The sequence below is a fragment of the Bhargavaea sp. CC-171006 genome (assembly GCF_009761675.1).
Classification (GTDB): Bacteria; Bacillota; Bacilli; order Bacillales_A; family Planococcaceae; genus Bhargavaea; species Bhargavaea changchunensis.
Genome location: NZ_QUZH01000006.1, coordinates 17994 through 40898, shown reverse-complemented (window position 1 = coordinate 40898; position 22905 = coordinate 17994). Strand labels below are relative to the sequence as shown.

Genomic DNA, 22905 nt, shown 5'->3' with positions numbered 1-22905 from the left:
AGTACATGTGATCAGTACAGTCGACAAACAACGCGATGACCGCCGGTATTTGCAGACCGTACGTAATGAGATCAGTGAATTCGTTTCCCAGAATGTGACTCCCCACGTTAAGGTGGATGACCGGGAAGGCCTGTTCCCGCGTGAGAGCCTCACAGCGTTGGGCCTGGCAGGCTGGAATTCAATCCTATTTGATGAAAGCCTAAAAGGTTTGGGCTTGGGCTATACCGAATTTGTAATTGCTGCGGAAGAAATTGCGAAGGCGGACGCATCGACCGGTCTTGTCTATACCATGCATATCGCCGCCTCAGAGAAAGTGTATCTTTATGGTACCGAGGACCAGAAGCGGCGTTGGCTGCTTCCGGTACGGGAAAATGGATCCATCACGACCTTCGCCATTAGCGAGAAGTCCACTGGCGGACATGTCTGGTACAATCTGAGCCGGGCTGTCCAGGATGGTGATGAGTACATCTTAAACCTCACAAAGTCGTTCACCACAAGCGGCGGCCAGGCGGATTTCTATGTGACCCAAACCGGAACGGCAAATGCGATAGAACTGAGTGCACAAAGCTATTTCATCGTGGATGGCCGTCATGAGGGAATTACAGCCAAGCCATGGGATGCTTTGGGCGTAAGGGGCAATCACAGCGGCCCGCTCACTTTTGAACATGTACGCGTTCATAAAAACGACTTATTGAACGCTACACCGGAAGACATCTACCAAAACTCCGCGGCCATCATCGGCTTGAATGCCGTCTGGCTGGGAGTCGCCCAGGCAGCGCTGGATGCAGCGACCGATCATGTGATGAAAACTAAAAATCACGGTTTCCAGAATACGCTTGCCGATCATCAGGTGATCCGGGCCAAACTTGCAAAGGTCGCCATCCGCATCAAGTCTTCCCGCGCATGGCTGATCGACATCGCCCGCCATCTGGATGAATTAAATGAAGCGGGAGAGCCATTGAATAATGTCACCGCTGAAGTGAATGAATGTAAGGTCCAAGTCACAGAACTTGCTGATTTTGCTGCCAGAACGGCGATGGATGTTGCGGGCGGTTACGGTTACCACACGGGTATCTTCGAAAAGCTTTACCGCGATGCACGCGGCGGCATTCCGATGGCGCCGTCAAACAATATCGCATTGGACCAAATCGGCAAAGCGCTGGTCGGCCTGCCTCCACTATAAAGGACCACCCAAAGAAAAATTGTTGCCGGGAGCTAACACGCTCCCGGTTTTTTTGCCCTGAAAAACAAAAGGCTTCCGATCTCTTTTTCTTCCCAAACTTGCACCCCGTTGATAGAGTTTTACATGGAAAGAAAGAGAGGTTCACCTGATGAATGCCTACATATTATTACTCTTTGCCATCATCAGCGAGGTGGTCGGCAGCTCGCTCCTGAAGGCAACCGACGGATTCAGAAGGCCCTTGCCGACTCTCGGAGTCGTCGCTGGTTACGGCTTCGCCTTCTACGCCCTTTCGCTGACACTTCTCACTCTTCCCCTCGGCCTGACCTACGCTGTCTGGTCGGGACTCGGGACCGCCCTCACCGCAATGGTCGGCGTTATCGTCTATAAGGAAGGCTTCGACAGCAAGAAGTTAGCCGGGCTTGCAATGATCATCGCGGGCGTCATCCTTCTGAGTGCCGGAGGTGCCAAATGATGAAAGGCTACCTCTACCTCACCATCTCCATCGTCACCGAAGTGTTCGGCACCGCTATGCTGAAGCTGTCGGAAGGATTTACCGTCCCCCTCCCTACCATCGGAGTTGCGGCGGCTTACGGACTGTCATTCTACTGTCTTTCGCTCTGCCTGAAGACGGTTCCGCTCAGCCTTGCCTATGCGATCTGGTCGGGCATCGGGACCGCCCTCACCGCCCTGCTCGGCGCACTTGTCTGGGGCGAGCTGTTCGGCCCGATGAAAATAGCCGGTGTGCTCCTCATCATCGGCGGCGTCATCCTCTTGAATTCGAACGGAAAGAAAGCAGCGGAGGAACCTGCAGATTAAGGTTCGTCCGCTGCTTTTGCAGCCTTCAATTATTTTTCAGAATGGAATAGACGTAAGTGTCATAAGCCTTTCCATTTTGGTACATGTATTCTCTCAAAATGCCCTCTCTTTGAAATCCGACTTTGGCAAGTAATTGGTTGGATGCTTCATTCTCCATAAATACAACAGCCCCGATGCGGGTCAGGCCCAATTCGTCAAACCCATATTGGATGAGTTTAGTTATCGCCTCGAAGGTGTAACCCTTCCTCCAGTGTTCAGGGAGAATTTCGTATCCTATTTCTGCCCGTTTATGTTTGGGGGACCAAGCATTAAATCCAATCGTCCCTATGATGCCCGGGCGCTCTTTCACTTCAATTCCCCAGCGGATCCCTCGTTTTTCCTTGTAGCTGTATGCAAAGAAATCAACGAAAGCTTCTGCCTGTTCGATGGTGTGCACTGTTTCCTGCCCATAAAATCGGGTTACCCGTTCATCTGAAAAACAGGCGAATAGACCGTCTGCATCAGCCTTTGTCAGTTCTCTCAATCGCAATCTATCTGTTTCTAAGGTCGGAAACATGTTTTCTCCTCTCTCACTTAATTTATAAATAATTCTGCAAAATCAGTTTACCATTTTCCCAGCATACTCTGTGTCAGCTTTACTGTTTAGTCCACTTTTATTTTCAGCAACCCTGAACCAGGAAGCTAAATTCCCCGACTGTTTTTGACAGTTTTCGAACATGATGAGGACAAACATCCTTATACACAGAAGCCATGTTATGCTGGGTTTTTAGAACGCCCCCCCACTTGAAGGAGGAGGAACATGCGGAATAACGTGATCATGCTGGCCACGTCACTCATCTTGCTGATCATACTGGCCATTGCGGCCTTTAATTGGCTCAAAGATGACCCTTCAGATTCAAGAGTCATCCTGGATCATACCCATAAAACGTATATCGCACCTTCCTGTTTTGAGGAATCCGAACCGACCAATTTCATTGAGGAGTCAACTTTGGGAGAAGCCGAAGAACTCGGCTATCCTCCACACTCCTCCTGCACAGAGGAAGCGCTGGGTGTCCAATAATACAAAAGCAGGCCGGGAAAACATTCGATTTTTCCCGGCCTGCTCTTTTTATTCTTTCGATCTCAAAAGCCGAAGTGAATTGGCAACGACGATCAGCGTTGCGCCCATGTCCGCGAAGATGGCGAGCCAGAGCGTGAGCCATCCCGGCACCACGAGAAGCAGCGCCGCGATCTTGACCAGAATGGCAAACGAGATGTTCTGCTTGATGATGGCCAGTGTTTTCCTGCTCAAAGCAATCGTATATGGAAGTTTTTCAAGGTCGTCGGCCATCAGGGCGACGTCGGCTGTTTCCAGCGCGGCGTCCGTCCCTGCTCCGCCCATGGCGATCCCGACCGTGGCGGCAGCCAGTGCCGGGGCATCATTGACGCCGTCTCCGACCATGGCGACATTTCCGTTTTGTCCGCGCAGGGTTCTGATGGACTCCAGCTTATCCTCGGGCAGCAGCTCTGCCCTTGTTTCACTCAGTCCAAGCTGACGGCCGATCGCCTGGCCAGTGGCCTCGTTGTCCCCTGTCAGCATGACGGTCTTCTCGATTCCAAGCTTATGAAGCTTCTGGATGATGGCTGCACTGCTCTTCCTTACCTGGTCGGCCACAGCGACAAGCCCTTTGATTTCCCGGTCGGTTCCTAGCAGCATGACCGTTTTGCCCTGCTTCTGAAGATCTTTTATCTGCCGGGATACAGATTCCGGTATCGGGAGAATCTCATCGAACAGGTTCGGGCTTCCGATGTAGTAGGTTTCGTTTCCGACTGAAGCCTTTGCTCCTTTGCCCGTGATGGACTGAAAATCTGTGGCCGTAAATGCAGCAAGCCCAGTCTCCTCAGCTTTGCGGACAATTGCGGAAGCGAGCGGGTGCTGCGAGTAGGACTCAATCGCTCTGGAAACGCCGAGAATCTCATCATTATCCATGTTCGAAAAACCGATCACATCTGTGACAACGGGTTTCCCTTCTGTAAGAGTGCCGGTCTTATCGAAAGCAACCACTTTCAGCTTTCCGGTCTCTTCCAGGTGGATACCGCCCTTGATCAGGACGCCTTTTCGCGCCGCGTTCCCGATTGCGGTCACAATCGCAACCGGCGTGGAGATGACCAGCGCGCACGGACAGCCGACGACGAGGACCGCCAGCCCGCTGTACACCCATTTGGACCATGAACCGCCGAATAGCAGAGGCGGAATGACAGCCACCAGCAAAGCGACCACCATGATGGCGGGCGTGTAGTACTTGGCGAACCGGTCGACAAACTGCTGGGATGGGGCACGTTCCGCCTGTGCCTCTTCCACCAGGTGGATGATCTTTGCGATCGTCGTGTCTTCCGCCCGCTTGGTGACCCGGACTTCCAGCGCCCCTTCTTCGTTCAGGGTACCGGCGAATACCTCGTCTCCAATCGCTTTATGGACCGGGATCGATTCGCCGGTGATGGCGGCCTGGTTGATGGACGACTGCCCCTGGATGACTTCGCCGTCCATGGCCAGCTTCTGACCAGGCTTGATCAGCATCACATCGCCGATCCGGACATCTTCCACGTCGATCTCCATGACTTCCGTGCCGCGTCTGACCGTGGCCCGGTTCGGCGCGACCTCCATAAGCGCCTTGATCGACTGGCGTGCCTTATTGATGGAGTAGGCTTCAAGCGCTTCGCTGACCGCAAAGAGGAACACTACGACCGCTCCCTCGGCCCACTCGCCGATAAGCGCCGCTCCGATGATCGCCACCGTCATCAGCGTCTTCATGTCGAACTCCAGTTTCGTCAGGTTCTGGAGCCCCACCTTGAACAGATCAAATCCGCCGATCAGGATTGCGGCCGCGAACAATCCGATGGTCACCGGGCTCTCATCGCCCATCCGGAAACCGGAGACATACCCGGCGATGATGAACACGAGGGAGATCATTGCAGCGATGTTCTCTCGTTTTTTCCAGAACGGCTCCGGCTTCTCCAGCCGCTCACGTTCCGGATACACCTTGATTCCGTCAAACGCGCCCGCCTTCTCCAACTGCTCGATCGAGGCGTCGCCTTTGACCGTGATCTTCATCGCGCCGAAGTTCAGCTGGACATCTTCCACGGTTTCGATGGCACGGATATTTTTCTCGAACTTGGCAGCACAGCTCGTGCAGGACAGTCCCTGCAGCCGGTACACGTTCTGGTTATCTTCCATGGCGGATCCCTTCTTTTTCATGAATCATTGCAATCGACACGAGTTGCCGGACATGATCGTCTTCCAGCGAATAAAACACCATTTTGCCTTCCTTGCGGTATCGGGCGAGCCCCATGTTCCGGAGCAGCCTCAAATGATGCGAAGCCGTTGCGGTTGTGGCGCCGATGATATTGGCCACGTCACAGACGCACAGCTCTTTTTCCAAAGTGAGTGCGTAGGCGATTTTCAGCCGGGTGGCGTCCGCCAATGCCTTGAAAATCATCTCGACACCGCTGACCTGGTCGATTTTTTCCTGGATGCGGCTGACCTTTTCTTCATCGTAGCTAAACGTTTCGCAGGAATCCTTGGAGTGATTAACCGCTTTTCCCCCGGACATTGCCCCACCTACTCATTCTAATATTTGTTTGAATATCAATATTGTATGCATCCTTCAACTGAATAGTCAAACGAATATCTAAATAATAAAAAGACATGCCCTAGGACATGCCTTCAGTAATGAAACATGTACTTCCTTTATATCCAGAGAAGATAAGCCCCGATCAAGAGGAAAGAAATCACGGCAACCACAAGACTGTATGCATGGGAGGAATGCCTGATTGCTTGTGGCAGAATTTCTCTGATTGCAATCATATAGATCATGCCCACCGACAAAGTAACCAAAAACGACCAGATTAGATCACTCTCTATCCCGATCCATCCGCCGATGTAAGCTCCAATTCCAAACGGGACAGCAACCATAGCGGAAAAACCAAAAAGAATGATCATCCTGAAACCGGTCAGGAATAGTGGTGCAAACAGGATCATCCCCTCGGGAATATTGTGCATGACAACAGCGGATAACAAGGCCGCTGTGAGATCACTTTGTTGGATGGAGCCGATCGTCATCCCCATCGGGATATTATGAATCGAAATGGCGATGGCCAATAAAAAGCCTGACTTGATATGCGGCATGTTAAGAGTCCGGAAGGAAACATCCGAAAAGAGATGTGTAAGCAGGAATAGAACCATTCCTGCTAAAAACCCCAAGACCATAGTGATCCAGCTTCCTTTTTCCAGGGCTGCCGGAATGATTTCAAAACTGGCCAAGCCCAGTATCGCTCCCGTACACACTGAATAAATGGTTCCGATACTTCTCTTATTTCCATGGATCAGGAAAGAGAACAAGCCGCCAATTCCTATTCCCCAAAAGGTGGCGATCGAGCCGGTTAACCAAACAGAAGACAAGAGCCCATCCTTCGCTAGTCATTTTTATTTTTTATGCCCAAAGCCGAGGTACCATACCATTTCGAAATCGAAGATCCACCCACCCGGTCCTCTGTCCCCTGTCGCTTGGGCCCCTACACGACCTGTCACCTACATGTATCCGTCCCCTCTCGGATTCCACTTGTACCCCACGCCTCTAACAGTGAGGAGATGATCATCTATCGGAAAGCCTGAGCGGCGAATCTTCTCACGTAGATTCCTTACATGTGAATCGACCGTCCTGCCCTCTGTTTCCGTATTCCATCCCCAAACATGTCCCAGCAAACTGTCACGGCTGAATACCCTGTCCGGCTCACTCATCAGCTTACCCAGCAAGGCAAACTCCTTCGGTGTCAGGCGGATCGGTTCCTTTCTGTATGTAAGCGTGAATGAATCCCGCGAATAGACCAGGCCTGCCGTTTCAAGCACACAAGACATGCCTGAACGTCTCAATAATGCATTGAGACGTGCCACCAGTTCCTCTTCTTCAAAAGGTTTTGTCAGATAGTCATCCGCACCTATACCCAACCCTTTTACCAAGTCCTCTGTCTCGCCCCGTGCTGTCAACATCAGAATGGGGACTGCAGACCGTTGCCGGATATCCCGGCACACCGTCCACCCATCCATGCCGGGCATCATGACATCCAGTACCACCAGGTTTGGCTTATGAAGACTAAGCAGGTTCAAGGCCTCTTCTCCTGAGACAGCCTTCAGGCAGTGGAATCCATGCGGTTCCAAATATAACTGAAGCAAGTCCAACATCATCGGTTCGTCATCTACGAGCAGGATTTGCACCATCGCCTCTCCTCCTTTCCAATATGATCGTCATGACGGTTCCTCCTCCGGGCCGGCTTTCAGCTGCGACAGTGCCGCCATGCGCCCCGACAATATCCTTCACAATGGCAAGCCCGAGACCGGCTCCTCCGCTTTTCCTGGACCTCGACTTATCCACACGGTAGAACCGTTCAAACACCGCCGATTGCTCTTCATTCGGAATTCCTTCCCCTTCATCTGCGACCGAGACCCGGATTCCTTTTTTAGTCCGGACCGCTTCCAGGGAAACCTCTTTCCCTGAAGGCGTATGTTTCAGCGCATTATCCAAAAGGTTCAGGAGCACTTGCTTGAAGCGGCCGATATCCAGATCTGCAGTTAGGTCATCGGGAATTCGGCACGATAACCGGACCCCTTTGTCCTTATATGCCGGACGGACAAGCGACAAAACCGATTCAGCAAGGGAAGACAGATGCACAGATGACAAGCTGACTGAGAACCCTTGCCTGTCCGAACGGGCAAGATCCAGCAATTGGCCGACCAGCCGATTCAGTTGCCCGGCTTCATTCCGGATGATGACAAGATATTCTTTTCTTGCCTGTTCATCGGTTCCATTCTTTGATGCAAGATCCGCATAGCCCTTGATATAAGTGATCGGCGTCCTGAGCTCATGAGCGACACTGGCGAGAAACTCGTTCCGTTCATTTCTCATCCGCTCCAGGTCGTTCGACAGCTGGCCGATTGAGCGGGCAAGATCGCCCAATTCGTCTGATCTTGCTGTATCTAGACCGGAAGGGTGCCCACCCGATGCCAAATGTTCTGTCACCTGCTTCATGCGGAGCAGCGGCCTTGTGACAAAGCGGGTCAGGAACGGAATGACCAGAATTGTCAGAAGCACTGAAAAAGCACCGACCGACAGGAAACGGCGTCTCAGTTCTCCGACGGTCTCCCGGATCATTGCCGATGGTGCCAGCATATACACATGGCCGCTGTGCCGGCCTTCAATGGTCAACGGACTGTCTGTGACGATGAATTCGTGATCTCGCCATCCTGATTGGAGCACTCTTCCGGCATGGGAAACCGGTTCTTCATCGGAATGAAGGATTAATTCCAGCAAAGCAGGGGCTACTTCTTCCGATCGCTCCAACACCAGGCCATTCCCGTCAGTAACGACGACAGAAAAGACAGAGGCCGATTCCATCATGATGACATGGTTGAGTGTCAATTCATCAAAATGATCTTCAAGCACATCCCGGTGCGTGTTCCCACGCGCCAACAGCTGACTGATGACTTCATCGGCCCGCTCATCGGCCAAGGAGACATACAGCCCCGCATACAGCAGAAGTTCAATCAGAAGCAAAATACTGAACAGGAGCAGGCCCAACCGGATGGATAGCTTACTGAACATGACGAACCTCTCCCCTTGGCAGATTTTCTTCCTTCATTTTATCCGAGGAAGAAGGAATTACGGTACAGAAACCCGTCATCTTGCTCAATTGTTCATAATATCTGCACAGAACCTGCATGCTAAGTGGGTACCGTATGATTGGTACTATTTTTATCCAAGGAGGCAGATCACATGAACTTATTGAAATGGAAAACGGCCGTTGCCGCAGGGACCCTTGTCCTCCTGCTTGCCGGTTGCCAGTCTGACGACACGGAACCCAAGGAAGATGCCGCCCAGCAGACTGAGCAAACCGACAAAAACACGGAACAGCCGGCTCAGGAAGAAAGCAGCGAAAATGACGGCAGCCAGGACTCGCACGCCATGCACAGCAGTTCCGGAGAAGTGCCGGAAGGCCTGAAGGAAGCCGAAAACCCTACATTCCGCGTCGGCAGCACAGCCATGATGCATGCCGATCATATGCCGGGCATGAATGGTGTCGAAGCAACCATCAGCGGAGCATTTGAAACGACGGCCTATTCGGTCACCTATACCCCGACTGACGGAGGCGAGCCTGTCAAAGACCATAAATGGGTGGTCCACGAAGAACTTGAGAACCCCGGAGAAGCACCGCTTGAGCCGGGGACTGAAGTGACACTTCTCGCAGACCACATGCCGGGTATGAAAGGAGCAACGGCGACGGTCGATTCCGCCGAACAGACGACCGTCTACATGGTCGACTTCATTCCGAGTGACAGCAATGAAGAAGTCAAGAATCATAAGTGGGTGACGGAAGAAGAGCTGTCCGAGGAGTAATGCACGGCAACGATAACGATGCAAAAGACTGCAGAGAACCCGTCTTCCCTGCAGTCTTTTTCCCGAACAGAGCCGGTTTCCGTTTAGCTGAATCTTTGAAACCTTTTTCAACGGTTATCCGTAATGACAAATAAGAAGAGACCAAACAGGAGGAGATCAGCTGATGAACGGACGGGAACAGGACGGGCAAAGACAGAAGAGGAAAAAGGACAAAAGCGACATTGCAGAATTTTTCCTTTGGTTCCCTGAACTGCTTATCTGGCCGTTCAGGCTCCTGTGGGGCATGCTGACGTGGATCGGCCGGTCGTTCGGCCGGCTGTTTGACTGGTGATGAATCAAAAAGGGCAGGCGCATCCGATTGGGTGCACCTGCCCTTTTTACGTCCGAACAATTCGGATTGGGCGCCACCTTTGTGTCAGTATGTTAAACTTGCGAGACACACGAATTGCTAGAAAAAGGGGGAAAGCTGATGTATACCGTCTTTTCAACATTTGATGTTCCCCCGGAAAAATCGGAGGAAGTCATCCGGATCTATCAAAACCGCTCCCGTCTGGTCGACCAGGCCAATGGATTCGTCAATTTTCTGCTATTGCAGAACGACCGTCGTCCCGGCGAACTGACGGTGCAGCTGATATTCGATACAAAAGAGAATTACCTAGACTGGGCACGGAGTGAGGATTTTCGCAGAATCCATGAGCTGGAGAAAAAGTATCCGGATCAGGAACTGGCCTCCATCATTCCGAAGGTGTCCAAATTCAAGGTGGTGGCCAAGTGAACGTCGATATGATCGTTAATCAGGTGACAGAAAAGATCTATGAACTTGAACCGGCCCTCCTGGAACGTTTTGGTGAGCCCGGAAAAGCAAAGTGCCGGGAAGATAACCATCATCACATGAGGCATCTCCAGACCGCCTATAATCTGAACGAGACCAAGGTCTTCACCGATTACGCGGTCTGGCTCGACGGGATCCTCACGAAACACGGCATGAACACAAAGCACCTCATCGATAACTTTGAAATCATCCGGTCTTTGCTTGAAGAAGAAACGAGCGAACAGGCCAAAACTTACCGCCAATACCTCACCACAGCCATCTCAACCCTCAAGGAAGGGGTGAAACATGACACCTATTGAAACGCTCGCTTCCTGTCTGCTGGAAGGCGATCCGGACAAGGCGTGGGCATGTATCGAAAATTATCCCGAAACCTCCAGGCCTGATCTTTATCATCACCTCCTCACACCGGCCATGCGGCATATCGGCCATTTGTGGGAGACCAATAAAATCACGGTTGCAGACGAGCACCTGGCGACCGCGACATGTGACTTCATCCTTTCAAAACTGGCGTTTAGCATCGGGAAGGAACGATCGGGCGGCAAGGCGATGTTCCTTTGCCTTGATGGTGAACAGCACTATCTCGGCCTGAAGATGGTCGACAGTCTGTTCAGGGAGCAAGGCTGGGAAACACGGTATTTCGGACCGAGCCTGCCTTTGGAGTACGCCCTACAGACAGCGGAAAGCTGGAAACCGGACATAATCGGTCTATCCGTCAGCATCGTCTATCACCTGCCAAGGCTCCAACAGTATGTGGAGGCTTTCAGCCAACTGCAGAAAAAACCGGCTATCCTTCTGGGAGGCCGCCTGACAGGCATGTACGACCTCCGTCCGCACTGCACTGAGGATACGGTCATTCTCGGTGATTTGCCGGAAACTGAAAGATGGCTCCAAAATTTTATGACGGGAGGACAGCAGAGTGGAACGACTGAATCTATCCCTTCCCCTCCCGTATTTGAGTGTTAACAGGGACGGAAGAATCGTCAGCTATTCAGCCCTTGCCGATGAATGGTTTGACCTGAGTACAGGACATATTAAATCCCTGGTTGATGAAGAATCGGTCAACAAGCTGGGCCGGATCAGTTCCGGACAGGGACAGGCCCCGGTCAAAATGGAACTGAATATGATCACAAAGGAAAAGCCACTGGCACTATTTGACGTTCATCTTCAGTGGAATCCGGAAAATCGCGCCAGCATGATTTTCCTGCCGAAAGACAGCTCGAATGAAGATCTGATTGAAAAGCTGATGAACATCCAAAACCGCCTGGCTTCTACCGACTTTGAGTTATTGGAGAAAAAAGATGAGCTTGAGCATGTACTGAGACGGATGGATGAACTATCCGGACCGTTCATCCCGCTGTCCGATTCGCTGTGCATGATTCCCCTGTTCGGCGACATCACCGCGGACAAGATCAACACCATCTCCGAAAGTTGCCTGCAGTCTGTCTTCAGGGGAAACTATGAAGTGGTCCTGTTTGACCTCACCGCCGTCGGAGAGGTCCAGACGGATGGCATTGATCAATTCATCCAGCTGGTGAAGACCCTGAACTTCATGACCGGAAATGTCATTAAGCTCATCGGCATCAAGCCAAACCTCGCAAAAGAGCTGAATCACCATCACCTCGACCAATGGGTCCAGTTTAACCATTCATTGAAAGAGGAACTGAGCATTTATTTGCAGCAGTGAAGCCATTTGAAAAAGCAGGAGCACCCGTAATGGATGCTCCTGCTTTTATTCTGTCAGCCCCGCAATACGATTCCCCGCCCTTCCGGCGTTTCCTCGATATCCAATGTCAGAAGGTCCGTATCGCTCAGCTGCGCATCGATCGCCACGCGGATTCCCTTGATCTCCTGCACGACGTCGAACTCCTGCGGTTCGTCGAAAGTGATGGCGAACTGAGGACCGAACTCGCCCGTTTCCACTGTCAGGCGCAAGCCGGCCAAGCCGCGCTCCTTCAGAAACGGTTCCAATAGCTCTTGGGCTTCATCTGTAATTAACATGTGCTTTCGCTCCTCAGTTCAAACAGTTTGTCCTCACGAGTATACCACCGCCGGCACGGAAGCCCTCAATCTCCGCTCCGCTTTTTCCACTCGTATGGTACCTTGGCCCAGTCCCATGACAGGTTGAACAGGGCGGCCAAGATACTTACGGCGGCCACCATCCCCCATTCGACTTCCCGATTAAACACAAACTGCCAGAGAGTCATAAAGGTGAAGAAGAAAAGTCCATACCGCAAGCTATTTTTAAGCATTGCGGATTCCTCCTCAGACATTTTTAAGCATGACCACATGGAATTTATGTTCAATCTCGTATGTCCGGTCTCCAAATAGACGAATAAGATGGGGCTTTATGCCGTCCATAATATTGTTTCGCTCCCCCTCTTCCAGGTGCAGCATCCAGGAAAGCGTCTTGATCCGCTCACACCAGGTTTCCGGAGTGAAGGCCACTGTGTAGTCCTCGTTATACAGCTCTTTCAGTTCTAATCCGTGCGACTGCCATTCGGCGAACCACTCCACCGGGAAGCTGTTGATGGACTGTCCGGATCCTGCCTTTCTTCCGGCAGGCTTAATTCGTCCAGGTATCTCCTTTTTCAGGAGAGCCATCGTCTCTTGCACGACCGGATCGGCACTGACAAATCCGGAATCCATGATCAGAAGATCCCCGTCCGGCTTAAGAATCCTCTTCACTTCTCTCAGGACGGCCTCCCCATCGAACCAATGCCATGCGCGCAGAGCGGTCACGACATCAAAAGACTGTCCGGGGAGGTCCGTATCTTCCGCGTACCGGTTGACGTAGTCGATTTCCACGCCGGATTCCTGGTCGATCATCTTGGCTTCCCTAATCAGTTCAGCTGATGGTTCGACGCCCGTCACCTCCGCCCCGTGTTCCTCAAGCATCCGCGTCAGGACGCCGGTGCCAGACCCGAGGTCCGCGACCGACCGCTCCCGAAATGTCAGCCCCCTCACTTGGAGGTTTTCAATCAGATTTTCCGTCAGGTCATTCCGGTAGAGCGCAAAGCCCTTCGCCACTTTCCCGAAGTCTACTTTCATTCGAATGGCCTCCTTCTATTCCTTGCCGCATGAATAGCATCGTTTATCCTGATCCGCTTCCCCGTATATCCGAAGCTCCTTTTTCTCACCGCACACGTTGCAGACAGCATATATGATCTGCGGAAGAACACCGGCTTCCGCAAGCGGAACCCAACATCGTTTCGTATAGCGATTTGCTCATCCCGTAATCAATAACAACCAGCTTGTCTTGCTATACTTTTCTGGACGATTCAATTCCAATAAAGTTTTCTTCTATGCAGTATGTACGCCAATCCCTGACCGGGACTTCCAGACTCTACCTATACAAGAGCACAAAAAGATGACAAACTTTCAGTGATTTCACGAACTCTTTGCTATATCCTATTCTAACGGCAATAAGGAATTCCTTCAACATTAGTTATTAATGGTAAGAAAGGATTAGAGTATCGATCAGATTAATGACTTCCGTGATAATCTCATGATGCAAACGGTTCATCATTCCCCCGCTTTAAGCGTCCTTAGGCGAGTTCAGCCGAATGCCACAGGATAACGCAAAGAAGGACCTTATACCAGAAAAAGGCCCTCTCTGCCATTGCAGAAAGGGGCCTTTGTCAGTCCGCCAAGAATTTCTTTGCAATTTCCTGATACAGCCTGATGCTTGCGTAGTATTCATCGATTTCCACATACTCATCCGGCTGATGGGCCACTGTCGTATCCCCGGGTCCGAGCACGATGATCGGGAAGTCTTTTTTGGCAAGGGCAAACTGTGCGCTGTCCGTGTATCCGGTCATGCCGCCGAGTTCCTCCGCACCATCCGCTTCCTTCACCACTTCCTGCACGAGCCGGACAAACGGATCGTCCGCTGGCGTCTTTACAGGGTTCTGGTCATTCAGGATCTTAATTTCTGCACGAAGGTCCGGGTACCGCCCTTTTGCCGACTCGATGATCTGCTCGATCTGGCCGATGATCTGCTTGTGGTCCTGGGACGGGACCGTCCGGATGTCGATGTTGGCCGTACATTGGTCCGGGACAACGTTCGTATTGGACCCGCCGCTTATGACGTTGACGCTGAATGTCGGTCCGCCGAGCAGTTCGTCTTCCTCGTAGGAAAATGTAAAGTCTCCGCCAAGAAGGCGGTGAAGAACCTCATTCATATGCATCACGGCATTCGTTCCCTTGTCAGGCATCGATCCATGTGCGGTTTTTCCGTAAGTGACAATCTGCGGCCATAGTGCACCTTTATGGGCAATTTTGATCCGGTTTCGGGTCGGCTCCGCGACGACCAGGGCGTCCAGTTGGTCGGCGTATCCTTCCTGCGTGAGCTGGCGGGCGCCGACCGCTCCGGCTTCTTCCCCGACCGTCGCAAGCAGTACCAGTTCGCCCTTTTCGGGAAGACCCTGCTCTTTCAGGGCGATCATGGCGAGGACACATGCGGCAAGCCCGCTTTTCATGTCACACGCCCCGCGGCCATAGATTTTCCCTTCTGATTCCTCGGCGCCGAACGGATCATATGTCCATTCAATTTCGCCGGGCGGCACCACGTCCATATGTCCCGTCAGCCCGAGCACTGGACCGGCTTCACTACCTTTCAGCCGGGCAATCAGGTTGGCGCGATTTTCGTCATATTCCACGAGTTCGGTCTCGATGCCATGCCGCTCAAATAAAGCCTTCAGCTCTTTTGCGACATCCGTTTCGTTCCCCGGCGGGTTGACAGTATTGATGCGAATCAGCTGTTTCAGAATCTCCTTGGCTTGTTCCTGTTTCAAGTGACCACCTCCAGTTTTTATATCCCCTTTCTACACACTATTATTACAGGGACCGTTTAGGAAGCTGCCACTTGTAATGGACGGACAGCATCCGGAGCAGGACGATCACCACAAGCAGTGCACCGGTCAGCCATGCTCCTTTGACCAGGCCAAGTCCGATCAGAAGACCTCCGAGCGCCGCCCACAGTGCATAAATCTCATCCCTGAAGATCATCGGCTTTCTTCCTGCGAACACATCCCGGATCATCCCGCCCCCTGCCCCGGTCAGGGTCGCCGCGACAATGGCTCCCGCAAGCGATGCACCGGAATAGACGGCCATGAGGGCACCCTGGATGGCAAACGCGGCCAGGCCAATGGCATCGAAAAAGATTCCCCAGCGGTGCCAGTAGCTCATCCACCAGTGTGTCGGAAACAGAAACACCACAAGAATGGCGGTGAAGGCCAGAACAAACAGATTGCTTTGCGTCCAGATGTTTTCAACCGGGATTCCGATCAGGAGGTTTCGGATCGTACCCCCACCGAATGCGGTCGTGAACCCCAGAATCATGACGCCGAAGATATCAAAGTCCTCATCCATCGCGACGATCGCACCACTGACCGCAAAGGCCAAGGTGCCGATGATATTCAGCACGTCCCAAGTCATTTAACAGCACCTTCCTCCCCGTAGACCAAAACAATCTTCATGTCCCTCATTATAGTTGGTAGAACGTGCAATCGGAACAAATCCACCAATCACATCAAATTATTATCAATAATAACGGTTTTGTAGAAGTCTCTTAACGGGAAATATTGTATAATCATGAGGAAATATGCTCATTCCGTTTCTTGGATTTTAATTGGCTGTTTAAATCACAGACGGGCAGAGCGCTTTTCCATGTCTGAAACCCTTCCTTAATGAGGGTTTCGGATAAAATAAAGGGCGCAGAAAAATAGACAAAAACATGCGCCTGACCAATCAAGGGGGAAATATGAAGAAAAAAGTAATGATTTGGACAGGTATCGTCGTCCTCGCGGTCGGGTTGCTGGGCGCAGCGGCATTTGTCTTCAAGGACCGGCTATTTCTTGCCGGGGCATCTGAAGAGCTTGAGGAGCCGGTAATGGTGCAGCCAGCCGCCATGCGAGAGATGGGTGAGAGCATTCTCGTCACAGGGCAAATCATCCCGAGCGATGAGCAAAAAGTGTTCCACGAAGCTGAAAACGGTGAAGTGAAGGAGTTTTTCGCGGAGGAAAACCAGGTTGTCGAAGCGGGCACCCCGCTGTTTTCATATGACGACTCCACAGTGAACAGTGAATACAACAAAGCAGTCCGTACGCGAGATCTCACGAACAGGCGCCTTGCCATTGCGAACGATGAATTGACGGCAGCGCGCAAACTCCGTACGGACATGAAGAAAAACGCCGACGTCACAAAAGAAGAATTAAATGCCGCCTCCAAGGAAATCGTACAACTTGAAATGGATATCGAAGGCATTAAAGATGAAGTCAGCTCTGCACAGCAGACGATTGATGAGCTGGCCATGCAGAAAGAAAAACTGACCGTCAAAAGCAAGATTGCCGGCACCGTCGTGAAGATCAATAAAAATGTGGAACCGTCCGAAAACGGTTCCTCCGAGCCGGTCGTCCACCTCATTTCCAGCGGCCCGTTCAAGGTGGTCGGGTCGATGAGCGAGTTTGATACGGTTAAAGTCAAGCCGGGACAGGCTGTTGTCATCCGGCCAAAAGTGTTTAAAGACCAGACGTGGGATGGAAGCATCGAATCCGTCTCCCAGTTTCCTGAAGGGGACCAGGGAAGCATGGATGAGTTCGGAGGAGGCGGAGGCAATGTGACGATGTATCCGTTTACGGTTGCCATTGCCGGCGACACGAAGGATCTGCGACAGGGATTCCATGTCGCATTGGAAATCAATGTCTCCGACCTTGAACAGAGTGAACAATTGGCCATTCCTCATATGGCGCTGGATATGGATGACGAGGGCAATGAGTTTGTTTATGTCATCAATCATGACAATATCCTTGAAAAGCGCCCGGTGGTGCTTGGTGAAATGAATGACGAGTTCGCCGGCGTGGCAGAAGGCCTGGAACCCGGCGACCTGGTCGTCACCAACCCCTATGTCATCATGGTGAAAAACCTCGAACCCGGCCAGGAGGTTCAGGATTTCGTGAATGCAGACGAAGGCACGGAAGAGCCTGACATGAATGGTGAAACAGAAACGGAAACGGAAGCAGAACCGGCAGATGGCGGGGACGCCCCGGAAGAAACGGAGCCGGAAGCCGACGAGTCGGAGGAGGCCTAACATGATCAGGCTTTCTCAGCTTACAAAAACCTACGGGAGCGGAAGTCTTGCCGTTCCGGTTCTCCGCGGCATTGATCTGGAAATCGGAGACGGCGAATTCGTGGCAATCATGGGACCGTCCGGTTCCGGCAAATCCACGCTGATGAACATCATCGGCTTCCTCGACAAGCAGACCGGCGGCACTTACTCCCTGAACGGCGAAGACGTGAAGCAGGCCAATGAAAAGCAGCTGGCGGGCCTGCGCAACAAACACATCGGCTTTGTGTTCCAGCAGTTCTTCCTGCTCCCCCGCCTGAACGCCCAGAAAAATGTGGAAACGCCTCTGCTTTACGCAGGTATCTCGAAAAAGGAACGTACAGCACGCGCCTTGGGCCTATTGAATAAAGTCGGCCTGAAGGACAGGACCGGACATCTTCCGAGCGAACTGTCGGGCGGCCAGAAACAGCGGGTAGCCATCGCCCGTGCGCTGGTCAACCAGCCCACCGTCATATTGGCAGATGAGCCGACAGGCGCGCTGGACTCAAAGACAGGCGCACAAATCATGGATCTGCTCACCGAGCTGAACCGCGAAGGCAAAACGGTCATCATCGTTACTCATGAAGAAGAAATTGCGGCCTACACAGACCGCATTATCGTCCTGCGTGACGGACTGATCGTGGAAGACAGGAAGGTGACCTCATGAACCTGTGGGAAAGCTTTACCCTCGCCCTGTCCTCCATCTGGAACCATAAAATCCGGTCCATCCTGACGATGCTCGGCATCATCATCGGTGTCAGCGCCGTCATCATCGTTGTGGCGATCGGTGATGGCGCACGGCAACAGATGGCGGACGACCTGTTCAGCACGGACGAGAATGCCATCCCCCTCTACTTTGAACAGACCACGTACGAGGAAAACGGGGAAATGATGTGGGTCGAGCCCCCTGCAGTGACCGGTGAACAGCTTGATGCGGTGAAAGAAGTAGCCGGCGTGAAATATGTTCTCGGCACAAACAGCGGCTGGGGCACGATGAACCATAACGAACACACTGCCGACATGGAAATCATCGGTGTCGACAACCAGTACTTTATCGCCAAAGACCTTACACTATTGGAAGGGCGCCGCCTGAACACCCGGGACAATGACAGTTACTCACGCGTCGCGATGATTGATTCCCTTACAAGGGAGAACATGTTCGCGCCGGATGAAGAAGCGGTCGGGGCGATCATTGACATCAACGACAATCCGTATAAAGTGGTCGGCGTGTACGAGTCCACGCTGCCTCCTGAGTTCCGGCACATGGAGGAATTCTCAAACGGACAGATGCTGATGCCACGCACGCTCATTTCCATGATGTTCGGGAGTCCGGAGATCGATACGATCAACGTGATTGCAGAACAGCCAGACAATCTGACGGAAACAGGCTTTGCCGCTGCCGAGAAGCTGACTGAACTTACCGGCAGCGAAGAAGGCATGTATGTCGCAGAGGACATGTCCGCGTATGTCGAGGAATTCGACAGCTTCTACATGACCATCACCCTGTTTATCAGCAGCATCGCCGGCATCTCGCTTCTTGTCGGCGGCATCGGGGTCATGAACATCATGCTCGTCTCCGTCACGGAGCGCACGAGGGAAATCGGCCTGCGAAAGGCACTCGGCGCAACGCGAGGCCAGATTCTCCGGCAGTTTCTGATCGAATCGGTGACACTGACTTCACTCGGCGGACTGATCGGAATCGGTTTTGCGGCACTCGTAACCGCAGTTCTGGCACTTGTCCTGCCATTTTCTCCGATCATCAACCCGGTCGTCGTCATTATCGGAATCCTCTTCTCTTCGATGATCGGGATTGTGTTCGGCATCCTGCCGGCCAACAAAGCCTCCAAGCTGAGCCCGATTGATGCGTTGAGGTATGAATGATGAGGAAGAGGCAGCGCATCAGATGCGCTGCCTCCTTTTCATGCTTATGATAGCCTTTCTCTTTCACACCGAGGCTACAGGTTATCCACAAGTTGAATGCCCAAATAGATGGCGATCCCCCAAATGATCAGCCCGGAAACCTGATTTAATCGTCTGAGGACACTTCCTCCGGTATCCATCCTTCCGACCATCCGGCCGGCCAGTGCCAAACCGAAAAACCAGATAAATGACACTCCGATGCACGCCGCTGTGAACACAGCGAGCCGGTCCCCTTCGTATGCCAGAGAACTCGGCCCGATGACACCGATCAGGTCCAGGATGGCGTGGGGGTTGAGGAGCGAGACCGAAGCTGCAAAGAGAACCTGCTGCTTGGGCGATAGCGCCTCCCGCCGCCCCTCTCCGTTTCCTGGAGCACTCCGGAAAATCGACCATCCCATATACACCATAAAAAAGAAGCCGACGAGAAAGATCAGGTTCTTGAGCCAGGCGAAGCTGAAGACGATCAGCGAGACCCCCATCACCGCAAGCAGAATCAGCAACATATCACAGATCCCTGCGGTCACCACGGCTGGCAGAGCCCGTGAAAATTTCCGGTGCGTCGCCCCCTGGTTAAAGATAAATACATTTTGTACGCCGAGCGGCAGAATCAGTCCAAAAGCAAGGACGATCCCGTGAATCAAAGCGGCAAGCATTCCATTGTCCCCTATCTCTCTTTTCTTTCTATCTTAACAGAAGAAAACAGGCAGGGACGCGGTGCCCTGCCTGTTTCTAAATCTCACTTATTCTGGAGTTCTTCCCACTCTTCCCGCAGCATCCCCATCCGGATCGAGTCGTAGTACGTCCCGTTCCAGTAGCGGACTTTGCGGATGCGGGCTTCCATTTGGAATCCGAGCTTTTCGCCGGCCCGGATCATGCGCTCGTTGCCGGACCAGGTGGTATACCCCGTCCGGACGAGCGGCATCGCGTTGAACAGATGGTCCCGCCACATTCTAAAGGCGGTCGTGCCGATGCCCCCGTTCCAGTAGGCCGGGTCATAGATGGCGATGCCCATCTCAAGCCACTGGGACGGCTTGTGCTCCCAGTAGTAGCCGACCATGCCGATGATCGTGCCTTCGTGCTCGATCAGCCAGTAGTCCTCCTGGTCGACGAGCTTGTCTTTCTTTTCGTAGAACGCAACCCATGCCATCGGCTCGTGCGGATAGTACGGGGCGTCCCACTTTTTCCATTCCGGGTCTTTGTCCCGGAAGCTGAGTTCCCACATGCGGCGGAGATCCGCCTCTTTGGCCGGGCGGATCGTCGTGCCGTTTTCAGTGTATGTCAAATGATTCGTCCCTTTCTTACAGGTACTTCTCGAACCATTCCGTGATCTGATCCAGACGCTCGATGCGCAGGTTCGGCTTGCCGGTGCGCGACAGGTTGTGGTCGGCTTCCGGGAAGCGGACGAAGACCGTCTCCTTGCCCATATGCTTCAGTGTGATGAATAGCTGTTCCGCCTGCTCGATCGGGCAACGGAAGTCCTTCTCGCTGTGGAGGATGAGGAGAGGCGTGTTGACGTTGGCCGCATATTTGAGCGGCGAGATGTCCCAGAGCCCTTCCACGTCATCCATGACTGCGCCGTGCTGCCATTCGCTGAAGTAGTAGCCGATGTCGGATACCCCGAAGAAGCTGATCCAGTTCGAGATCGAGCGCTGGGTGACGGCCGCCTTGAAGCGGTCGGTGTGGCCGACAATCCAGTTTGTCATGAAGCCGCCGTAACTGCCGCCCGTGACGCCAAGGCGCTCGGTGTCGATCCAGTCGTTGTTTTCGATTGCATAATCGACGCCCGCCATGATGTCCTGATAGTCGCCGTTTCCGTAGTCGCGGCGCACCGCGTCGACGAATTCCTGGCTGTAGCCGTGGCTGCCGCGCGGGTTCACGAACAGCACACCGTATCCTTTGGAAGCGAGCACCTGGAATTCGTGGAAGAACGTGTTGGCATACATCGTGTGCGGCCCGCCGTGGATTTCCGTGATGAGCGGGTACTTCTTCCCTTCCTCAAATCCGGCCGGCTTCATGATCCAGCCGTGTACGTCCCAGTCCTTAGGACCTTTGAAGACGATTGGCTCCGGCTTGGCTATTTCATGTTCCTCGATGAATTTCTGGTTGAATGAAGTCAGTGCCTTGCGTTCACCGGTCATGATTTCCTGGGCATACAGCTCGCCCGGGTGGACCGGATTACTTGCCGTGAGGAGCGCAGTCTTGCCGTCTTTTGTCACGTCATAGCCATAGACATGCTCGTTTTCTGGTGTGGCCGGATACAGTTCCCCTTCAAGCGTCGCGTAATAGAGGCGGACATCGCCCATCACGGACACCTGGAAGTAAAGTGCATCGTTCCCCGCCCATACAGCCGCAGGAGTTTCAGTACCTTGTTGGAAATCTGCCGCAACAAGGTCGCCGACCGGCGCGTCGAGCGATTCCGTCAGGACAGTGAGAGAACCGGCTGTCACATCATATACATAAACATCCGTGTGTGTCGCATTCTCGAGCCTGCGGTCCGCGCCGATAAAGGCAATCTTCTTGCCGTCCGGCGAGAAAGTCGCACCGCCGTAGTAGCCGTCCTGATCGATGATCGTAGTCTCTTCCTTCGTTTCCGCATCGGTCAGATACAGCGCGCCCCGGAACTCGAAGTCCTGGTTTTCAGCGCGGTTAACGCTGAAGACGACCTTCTTGCCGTCAGGGGACACCGTGTTCAGGCCGTATTGATGATCGCCTTCCGTAAACTGCGTCACATCTCCCGATTCCAGGTCCACGACACCGATCTGGCGGAACATGTCCTGAGGAAGGAGTCCGAGCCCGTCCGCCTTATACTTCATCTTCTCGATGACGACCGGCTCAGGGTTCTTGTCCTTTTTCTCCTCTTCCTTGTCCGTGAACGACTTGTCTTTTTTGACCGCTCCGTTCACCCATACTTTCTTGCCGCATGGCGACCAGGCAAATGCCGATACCCCGTTCGCAAAGTCGGTCACCCGCTCCGCCTCTCCGCCTGCAGCGCTCAGCACGTAAAGCTGGTTCTTGCCGTCACGGTCGGACAGGAAAGCGATCTTGCTGCCATCCGCGGACCACGCCGGACTGCTCACCCGATTCTTGCCGTACGTCCACTGCGTCACGTCTCCGGATGCCAGATCCGCATGGAACAGATTCGAAATGTACTTGTTTTCTTCCTTGTCCATATGCGTCCGCACAAATACCGCTCTGTCGCTCGTCGGCGCCAGATTTGGATTCGCCACGGAATACAGTTCAAATAGCGATTCAGCCGAAATGTTCTTCTTGCTCATCAGTAACTCCCCCTTTAACAAAACCTACTGATAAGTCTAAACTATTTCGACTTGCGGAACAATATTCTTCTTTTATTAAGGCTTGATCCGGAGTGCGGGCGAAACGTTGACATAGTTCATTGAGACGTTAACATACTGGCGTGAGACGTTAACATACTGCAGTTAAACGTTCACGTTCCGCGTTTCCGCTTAACGACAATCATCAGAATCGCCGTGTAGATCATGGCAAACGGGATGGCCCAGATTGCCAGCTGCAGCAACTCGGAGCCTGCCGGATAAAAGAAATAGATCAGCATCCATGCAGCGGATACGATCAAGATCGTTTCTTCAAGATACTTCAAGACAGCACC

Annotated in this window: 28 protein-coding genes; 13 read left to right on the top strand and 15 right to left on the bottom strand. The window is 52.8% G+C overall.

What is annotated here, in order from left to right; translation table 11 throughout:
* Positions 1-7 precede the first annotated feature (7 nt).
* From DZC51_RS02835 to DZC51_RS02825, 3 genes are all read left to right on the top strand, one after another.
* Entirely contained in the window at positions 8-1183 is a 1176-nt protein-coding gene (locus DZC51_RS02835) for an acyl-CoA dehydrogenase family protein (protein WP_370513668.1), read from the top strand.
* A gap of 148 nt (positions 1184-1331) precedes the next feature.
* Positions 1332-1655: a DMT family transporter gene (locus tag DZC51_RS02830; protein ID WP_157293864.1), complete on the top strand. Its 324-nt coding sequence runs from the start codon at positions 1332-1334 to the stop codon at positions 1653-1655.
* Entirely contained in the window at positions 1655-1999 is a 345-nt protein-coding gene (locus tag DZC51_RS02825) for a DMT family transporter (RefSeq protein WP_157293971.1), read from the top strand. Before DZC51_RS02830 ends, DZC51_RS02825 begins: the two co-directional genes overlap by 1 nt.
* 25 nt (positions 2000-2024) lie before the next feature.
* Here DZC51_RS02825 and DZC51_RS02820 read toward each other — a convergent pair whose 3' ends face one another.
* Positions 2025-2555 (bottom strand): GNAT family N-acetyltransferase, encoded by a 531-nt coding sequence (locus DZC51_RS02820; RefSeq protein WP_157293863.1) that lies wholly within the window; start codon positions 2553-2555, stop codon positions 2025-2027.
* Positions 2556-2798: 243 nt separating this feature from the next.
* Between DZC51_RS02820 and DZC51_RS02815 the strand changes: the two genes are divergently transcribed.
* A complete protein-coding gene (locus DZC51_RS02815; RefSeq protein WP_157293862.1) occupies positions 2799-3059 on the top strand; it encodes a hypothetical protein in 261 nt (86 codons plus the stop codon).
* A gap of 48 nt (positions 3060-3107) precedes the next feature.
* Here the strand turns inward: DZC51_RS02815 and DZC51_RS02810 are convergent, their stop codons facing one another.
* The 5 genes from DZC51_RS02810 to DZC51_RS02790 all read right to left on the bottom strand — a co-directional run bounded on the left by DZC51_RS02810 (position 3108) and on the right by DZC51_RS02790 (position 8634).
* Positions 3108-5213, bottom strand: coding sequence for a heavy metal translocating P-type ATPase (locus DZC51_RS02810; protein WP_157293861.1), 2106 nt, complete (start codon positions 5211-5213; stop codon positions 3108-3110).
* Positions 5203-5589 (bottom strand): ArsR/SmtB family transcription factor, encoded by a 387-nt coding sequence (locus DZC51_RS02805; protein ID WP_157293860.1) that lies wholly within the window; start codon positions 5587-5589, stop codon positions 5203-5205. The genes DZC51_RS02810 and DZC51_RS02805 overlap by 11 nt, the downstream gene beginning before the upstream one ends.
* Before the next feature lie 137 nt (positions 5590-5726).
* Positions 5727-6437, bottom strand: a complete 711-nt coding sequence (locus tag DZC51_RS02800) for a ZIP family metal transporter (protein WP_157293859.1) — start codon at positions 6435-6437, stop codon at positions 5727-5729.
* Positions 6438-6566: 129 nt separating this feature from the next.
* Positions 6567-7253: a response regulator transcription factor gene (locus DZC51_RS02795; protein ID WP_157293858.1), complete on the bottom strand. Its 687-nt coding sequence runs from the start codon at positions 7251-7253 to the stop codon at positions 6567-6569.
* Complete coding sequence (locus DZC51_RS02790) at positions 7228-8634, bottom strand: sensor histidine kinase (RefSeq protein WP_157293857.1); 1407 nt, start codon at positions 8632-8634, stop codon at positions 7228-7230. The genes DZC51_RS02795 and DZC51_RS02790 overlap by 26 nt, the downstream gene beginning before the upstream one ends.
* A 171-nt stretch (positions 8635-8805) precedes the next feature.
* On the opposite strand from DZC51_RS02790, the gene DZC51_RS02785 reads away from it, so the two are divergent.
* From DZC51_RS02785 to DZC51_RS02760, 6 genes are all read left to right on the top strand, one after another.
* Positions 8806-9426 (top strand): YdhK family protein, encoded by a 621-nt coding sequence (locus DZC51_RS02785; RefSeq protein ID WP_157293856.1) that lies wholly within the window; start codon positions 8806-8808, stop codon positions 9424-9426.
* A 163-nt stretch (positions 9427-9589) separates the two neighbouring features.
* Positions 9590-9757, top strand: coding sequence for a hypothetical protein (locus DZC51_RS02780; RefSeq protein ID WP_157293855.1), 168 nt, complete (start codon positions 9590-9592; stop codon positions 9755-9757).
* 138 nt (positions 9758-9895) lie between these two features.
* Complete coding sequence (locus DZC51_RS02775) at positions 9896-10201, top strand: antibiotic biosynthesis monooxygenase family protein (RefSeq protein ID WP_157293854.1); 306 nt, start codon at positions 9896-9898, stop codon at positions 10199-10201.
* Positions 10198-10557, top strand: a complete 360-nt coding sequence (locus DZC51_RS02770; protein WP_157293853.1) for a globin family protein — start codon at positions 10198-10200, stop codon at positions 10555-10557. Before DZC51_RS02775 ends, DZC51_RS02770 begins: the two co-directional genes overlap by 4 nt.
* On the top strand, positions 10544-11221 hold the full coding sequence (locus DZC51_RS02765; RefSeq protein ID WP_157293852.1) for a cobalamin B12-binding domain-containing protein: 678 nt from the start codon (positions 10544-10546) through the stop codon (positions 11219-11221). The genes DZC51_RS02770 and DZC51_RS02765 overlap by 14 nt, the downstream gene beginning before the upstream one ends.
* Positions 11175-11942 carry an STAS domain-containing protein gene (locus DZC51_RS02760; RefSeq protein ID WP_157293851.1) on the top strand — a complete coding sequence of 256 codons (768 nt, stop codon included), beginning with the start codon at positions 11175-11177 and terminating at the stop codon, positions 11940-11942. The genes DZC51_RS02765 and DZC51_RS02760 overlap by 47 nt, the downstream gene beginning before the upstream one ends.
* Positions 11943-11995: 53 nt before the next feature.
* Here the strand turns inward: DZC51_RS02760 and DZC51_RS02755 are convergent, their stop codons facing one another.
* The 5 genes from DZC51_RS02755 to DZC51_RS02735 form a co-directional block, all read right to left on the bottom strand.
* Positions 11996-12256: an iron-sulfur cluster assembly accessory protein gene (locus tag DZC51_RS02755; RefSeq protein WP_157293850.1), complete on the bottom strand. Its 261-nt coding sequence runs from the start codon at positions 12254-12256 to the stop codon at positions 11996-11998.
* 65 nt (positions 12257-12321) lie between these two features.
* Complete coding sequence (locus DZC51_RS02750) at positions 12322-12507, bottom strand: hypothetical protein (protein ID WP_157293849.1); 186 nt, start codon at positions 12505-12507, stop codon at positions 12322-12324.
* 13 nt (positions 12508-12520) lie between these two features.
* Positions 12521-13306 (bottom strand): class I SAM-dependent methyltransferase, encoded by a 786-nt coding sequence (locus tag DZC51_RS02745; RefSeq protein WP_157293848.1) that lies wholly within the window; start codon positions 13304-13306, stop codon positions 12521-12523.
* 590 nt (positions 13307-13896) lie between these two features.
* A complete protein-coding gene (locus tag DZC51_RS02740) occupies positions 13897-15051 on the bottom strand; it encodes an ArgE/DapE family deacylase (RefSeq protein ID WP_157293847.1) in 1155 nt (384 codons plus the stop codon).
* Positions 15052-15094: 43 nt separating this feature from the next.
* On the bottom strand, positions 15095-15694 hold the full coding sequence (locus DZC51_RS02735) for a trimeric intracellular cation channel family protein (RefSeq protein WP_157293846.1): 600 nt from the start codon (positions 15692-15694) through the stop codon (positions 15095-15097).
* 325 nt (positions 15695-16019) lie between these two features.
* Here DZC51_RS02735 and DZC51_RS02730 point away from each other — a divergent pair, with 325 nt between their 5' ends.
* Genes DZC51_RS02730 through DZC51_RS02720 form a run of 3 tightly spaced genes read left to right on the top strand, consistent with a single transcriptional unit; the run spans position 16020 to position 19241 of the window.
* Positions 16020-17345: an efflux RND transporter periplasmic adaptor subunit gene (locus DZC51_RS02730; protein WP_157293845.1), complete on the top strand. Its 1326-nt coding sequence runs from the start codon at positions 16020-16022 to the stop codon at positions 17343-17345.
* Between the two features lies 1 nt (position 17346).
* Entirely contained in the window at positions 17347-18027 is a 681-nt protein-coding gene (locus DZC51_RS02725; protein WP_157293844.1) for an ABC transporter ATP-binding protein, read from the top strand.
* Positions 18024-19241, top strand: a complete 1218-nt coding sequence (locus DZC51_RS02720; RefSeq protein WP_157293843.1) for an ABC transporter permease — start codon at positions 18024-18026, stop codon at positions 19239-19241. The genes DZC51_RS02725 and DZC51_RS02720 overlap by 4 nt, the downstream gene beginning before the upstream one ends.
* 74 nt (positions 19242-19315) lie before the next feature.
* On the opposite strand, the gene DZC51_RS02715 is transcribed toward DZC51_RS02720, so the two are convergent.
* The 4 genes from DZC51_RS02715 to DZC51_RS02700 all read right to left on the bottom strand — a co-directional run bounded on the left by DZC51_RS02715 (position 19316) and on the right by DZC51_RS02700 (position 22896).
* The gene (locus tag DZC51_RS02715) at positions 19316-19933 is read right to left on the bottom strand and encodes a LysE/ArgO family amino acid transporter (protein ID WP_157293842.1); all 618 of its coding nucleotides are present in this window, start codon (positions 19931-19933) and stop codon (positions 19316-19318) included.
* Between the two features lie 83 nt (positions 19934-20016).
* Positions 20017-20562 carry a GNAT family N-acetyltransferase gene (locus DZC51_RS02710; protein ID WP_157293841.1) on the bottom strand — a complete coding sequence of 182 codons (546 nt, stop codon included), beginning with the start codon at positions 20560-20562 and terminating at the stop codon, positions 20017-20019.
* 16 nt (positions 20563-20578) lie between these two features.
* The gene (locus DZC51_RS02705; RefSeq protein WP_157293840.1) at positions 20579-22555 is read right to left on the bottom strand and encodes a S9 family peptidase; all 1977 of its coding nucleotides are present in this window, start codon (positions 22553-22555) and stop codon (positions 20579-20581) included.
* A gap of 170 nt (positions 22556-22725) precedes the next feature.
* On the bottom strand, positions 22726-22896 hold the full coding sequence (locus DZC51_RS02700; RefSeq protein WP_157293839.1) for a hypothetical protein: 171 nt from the start codon (positions 22894-22896) through the stop codon (positions 22726-22728).
* Between the last annotated feature and the right edge of the window lie 9 nt (positions 22897-22905).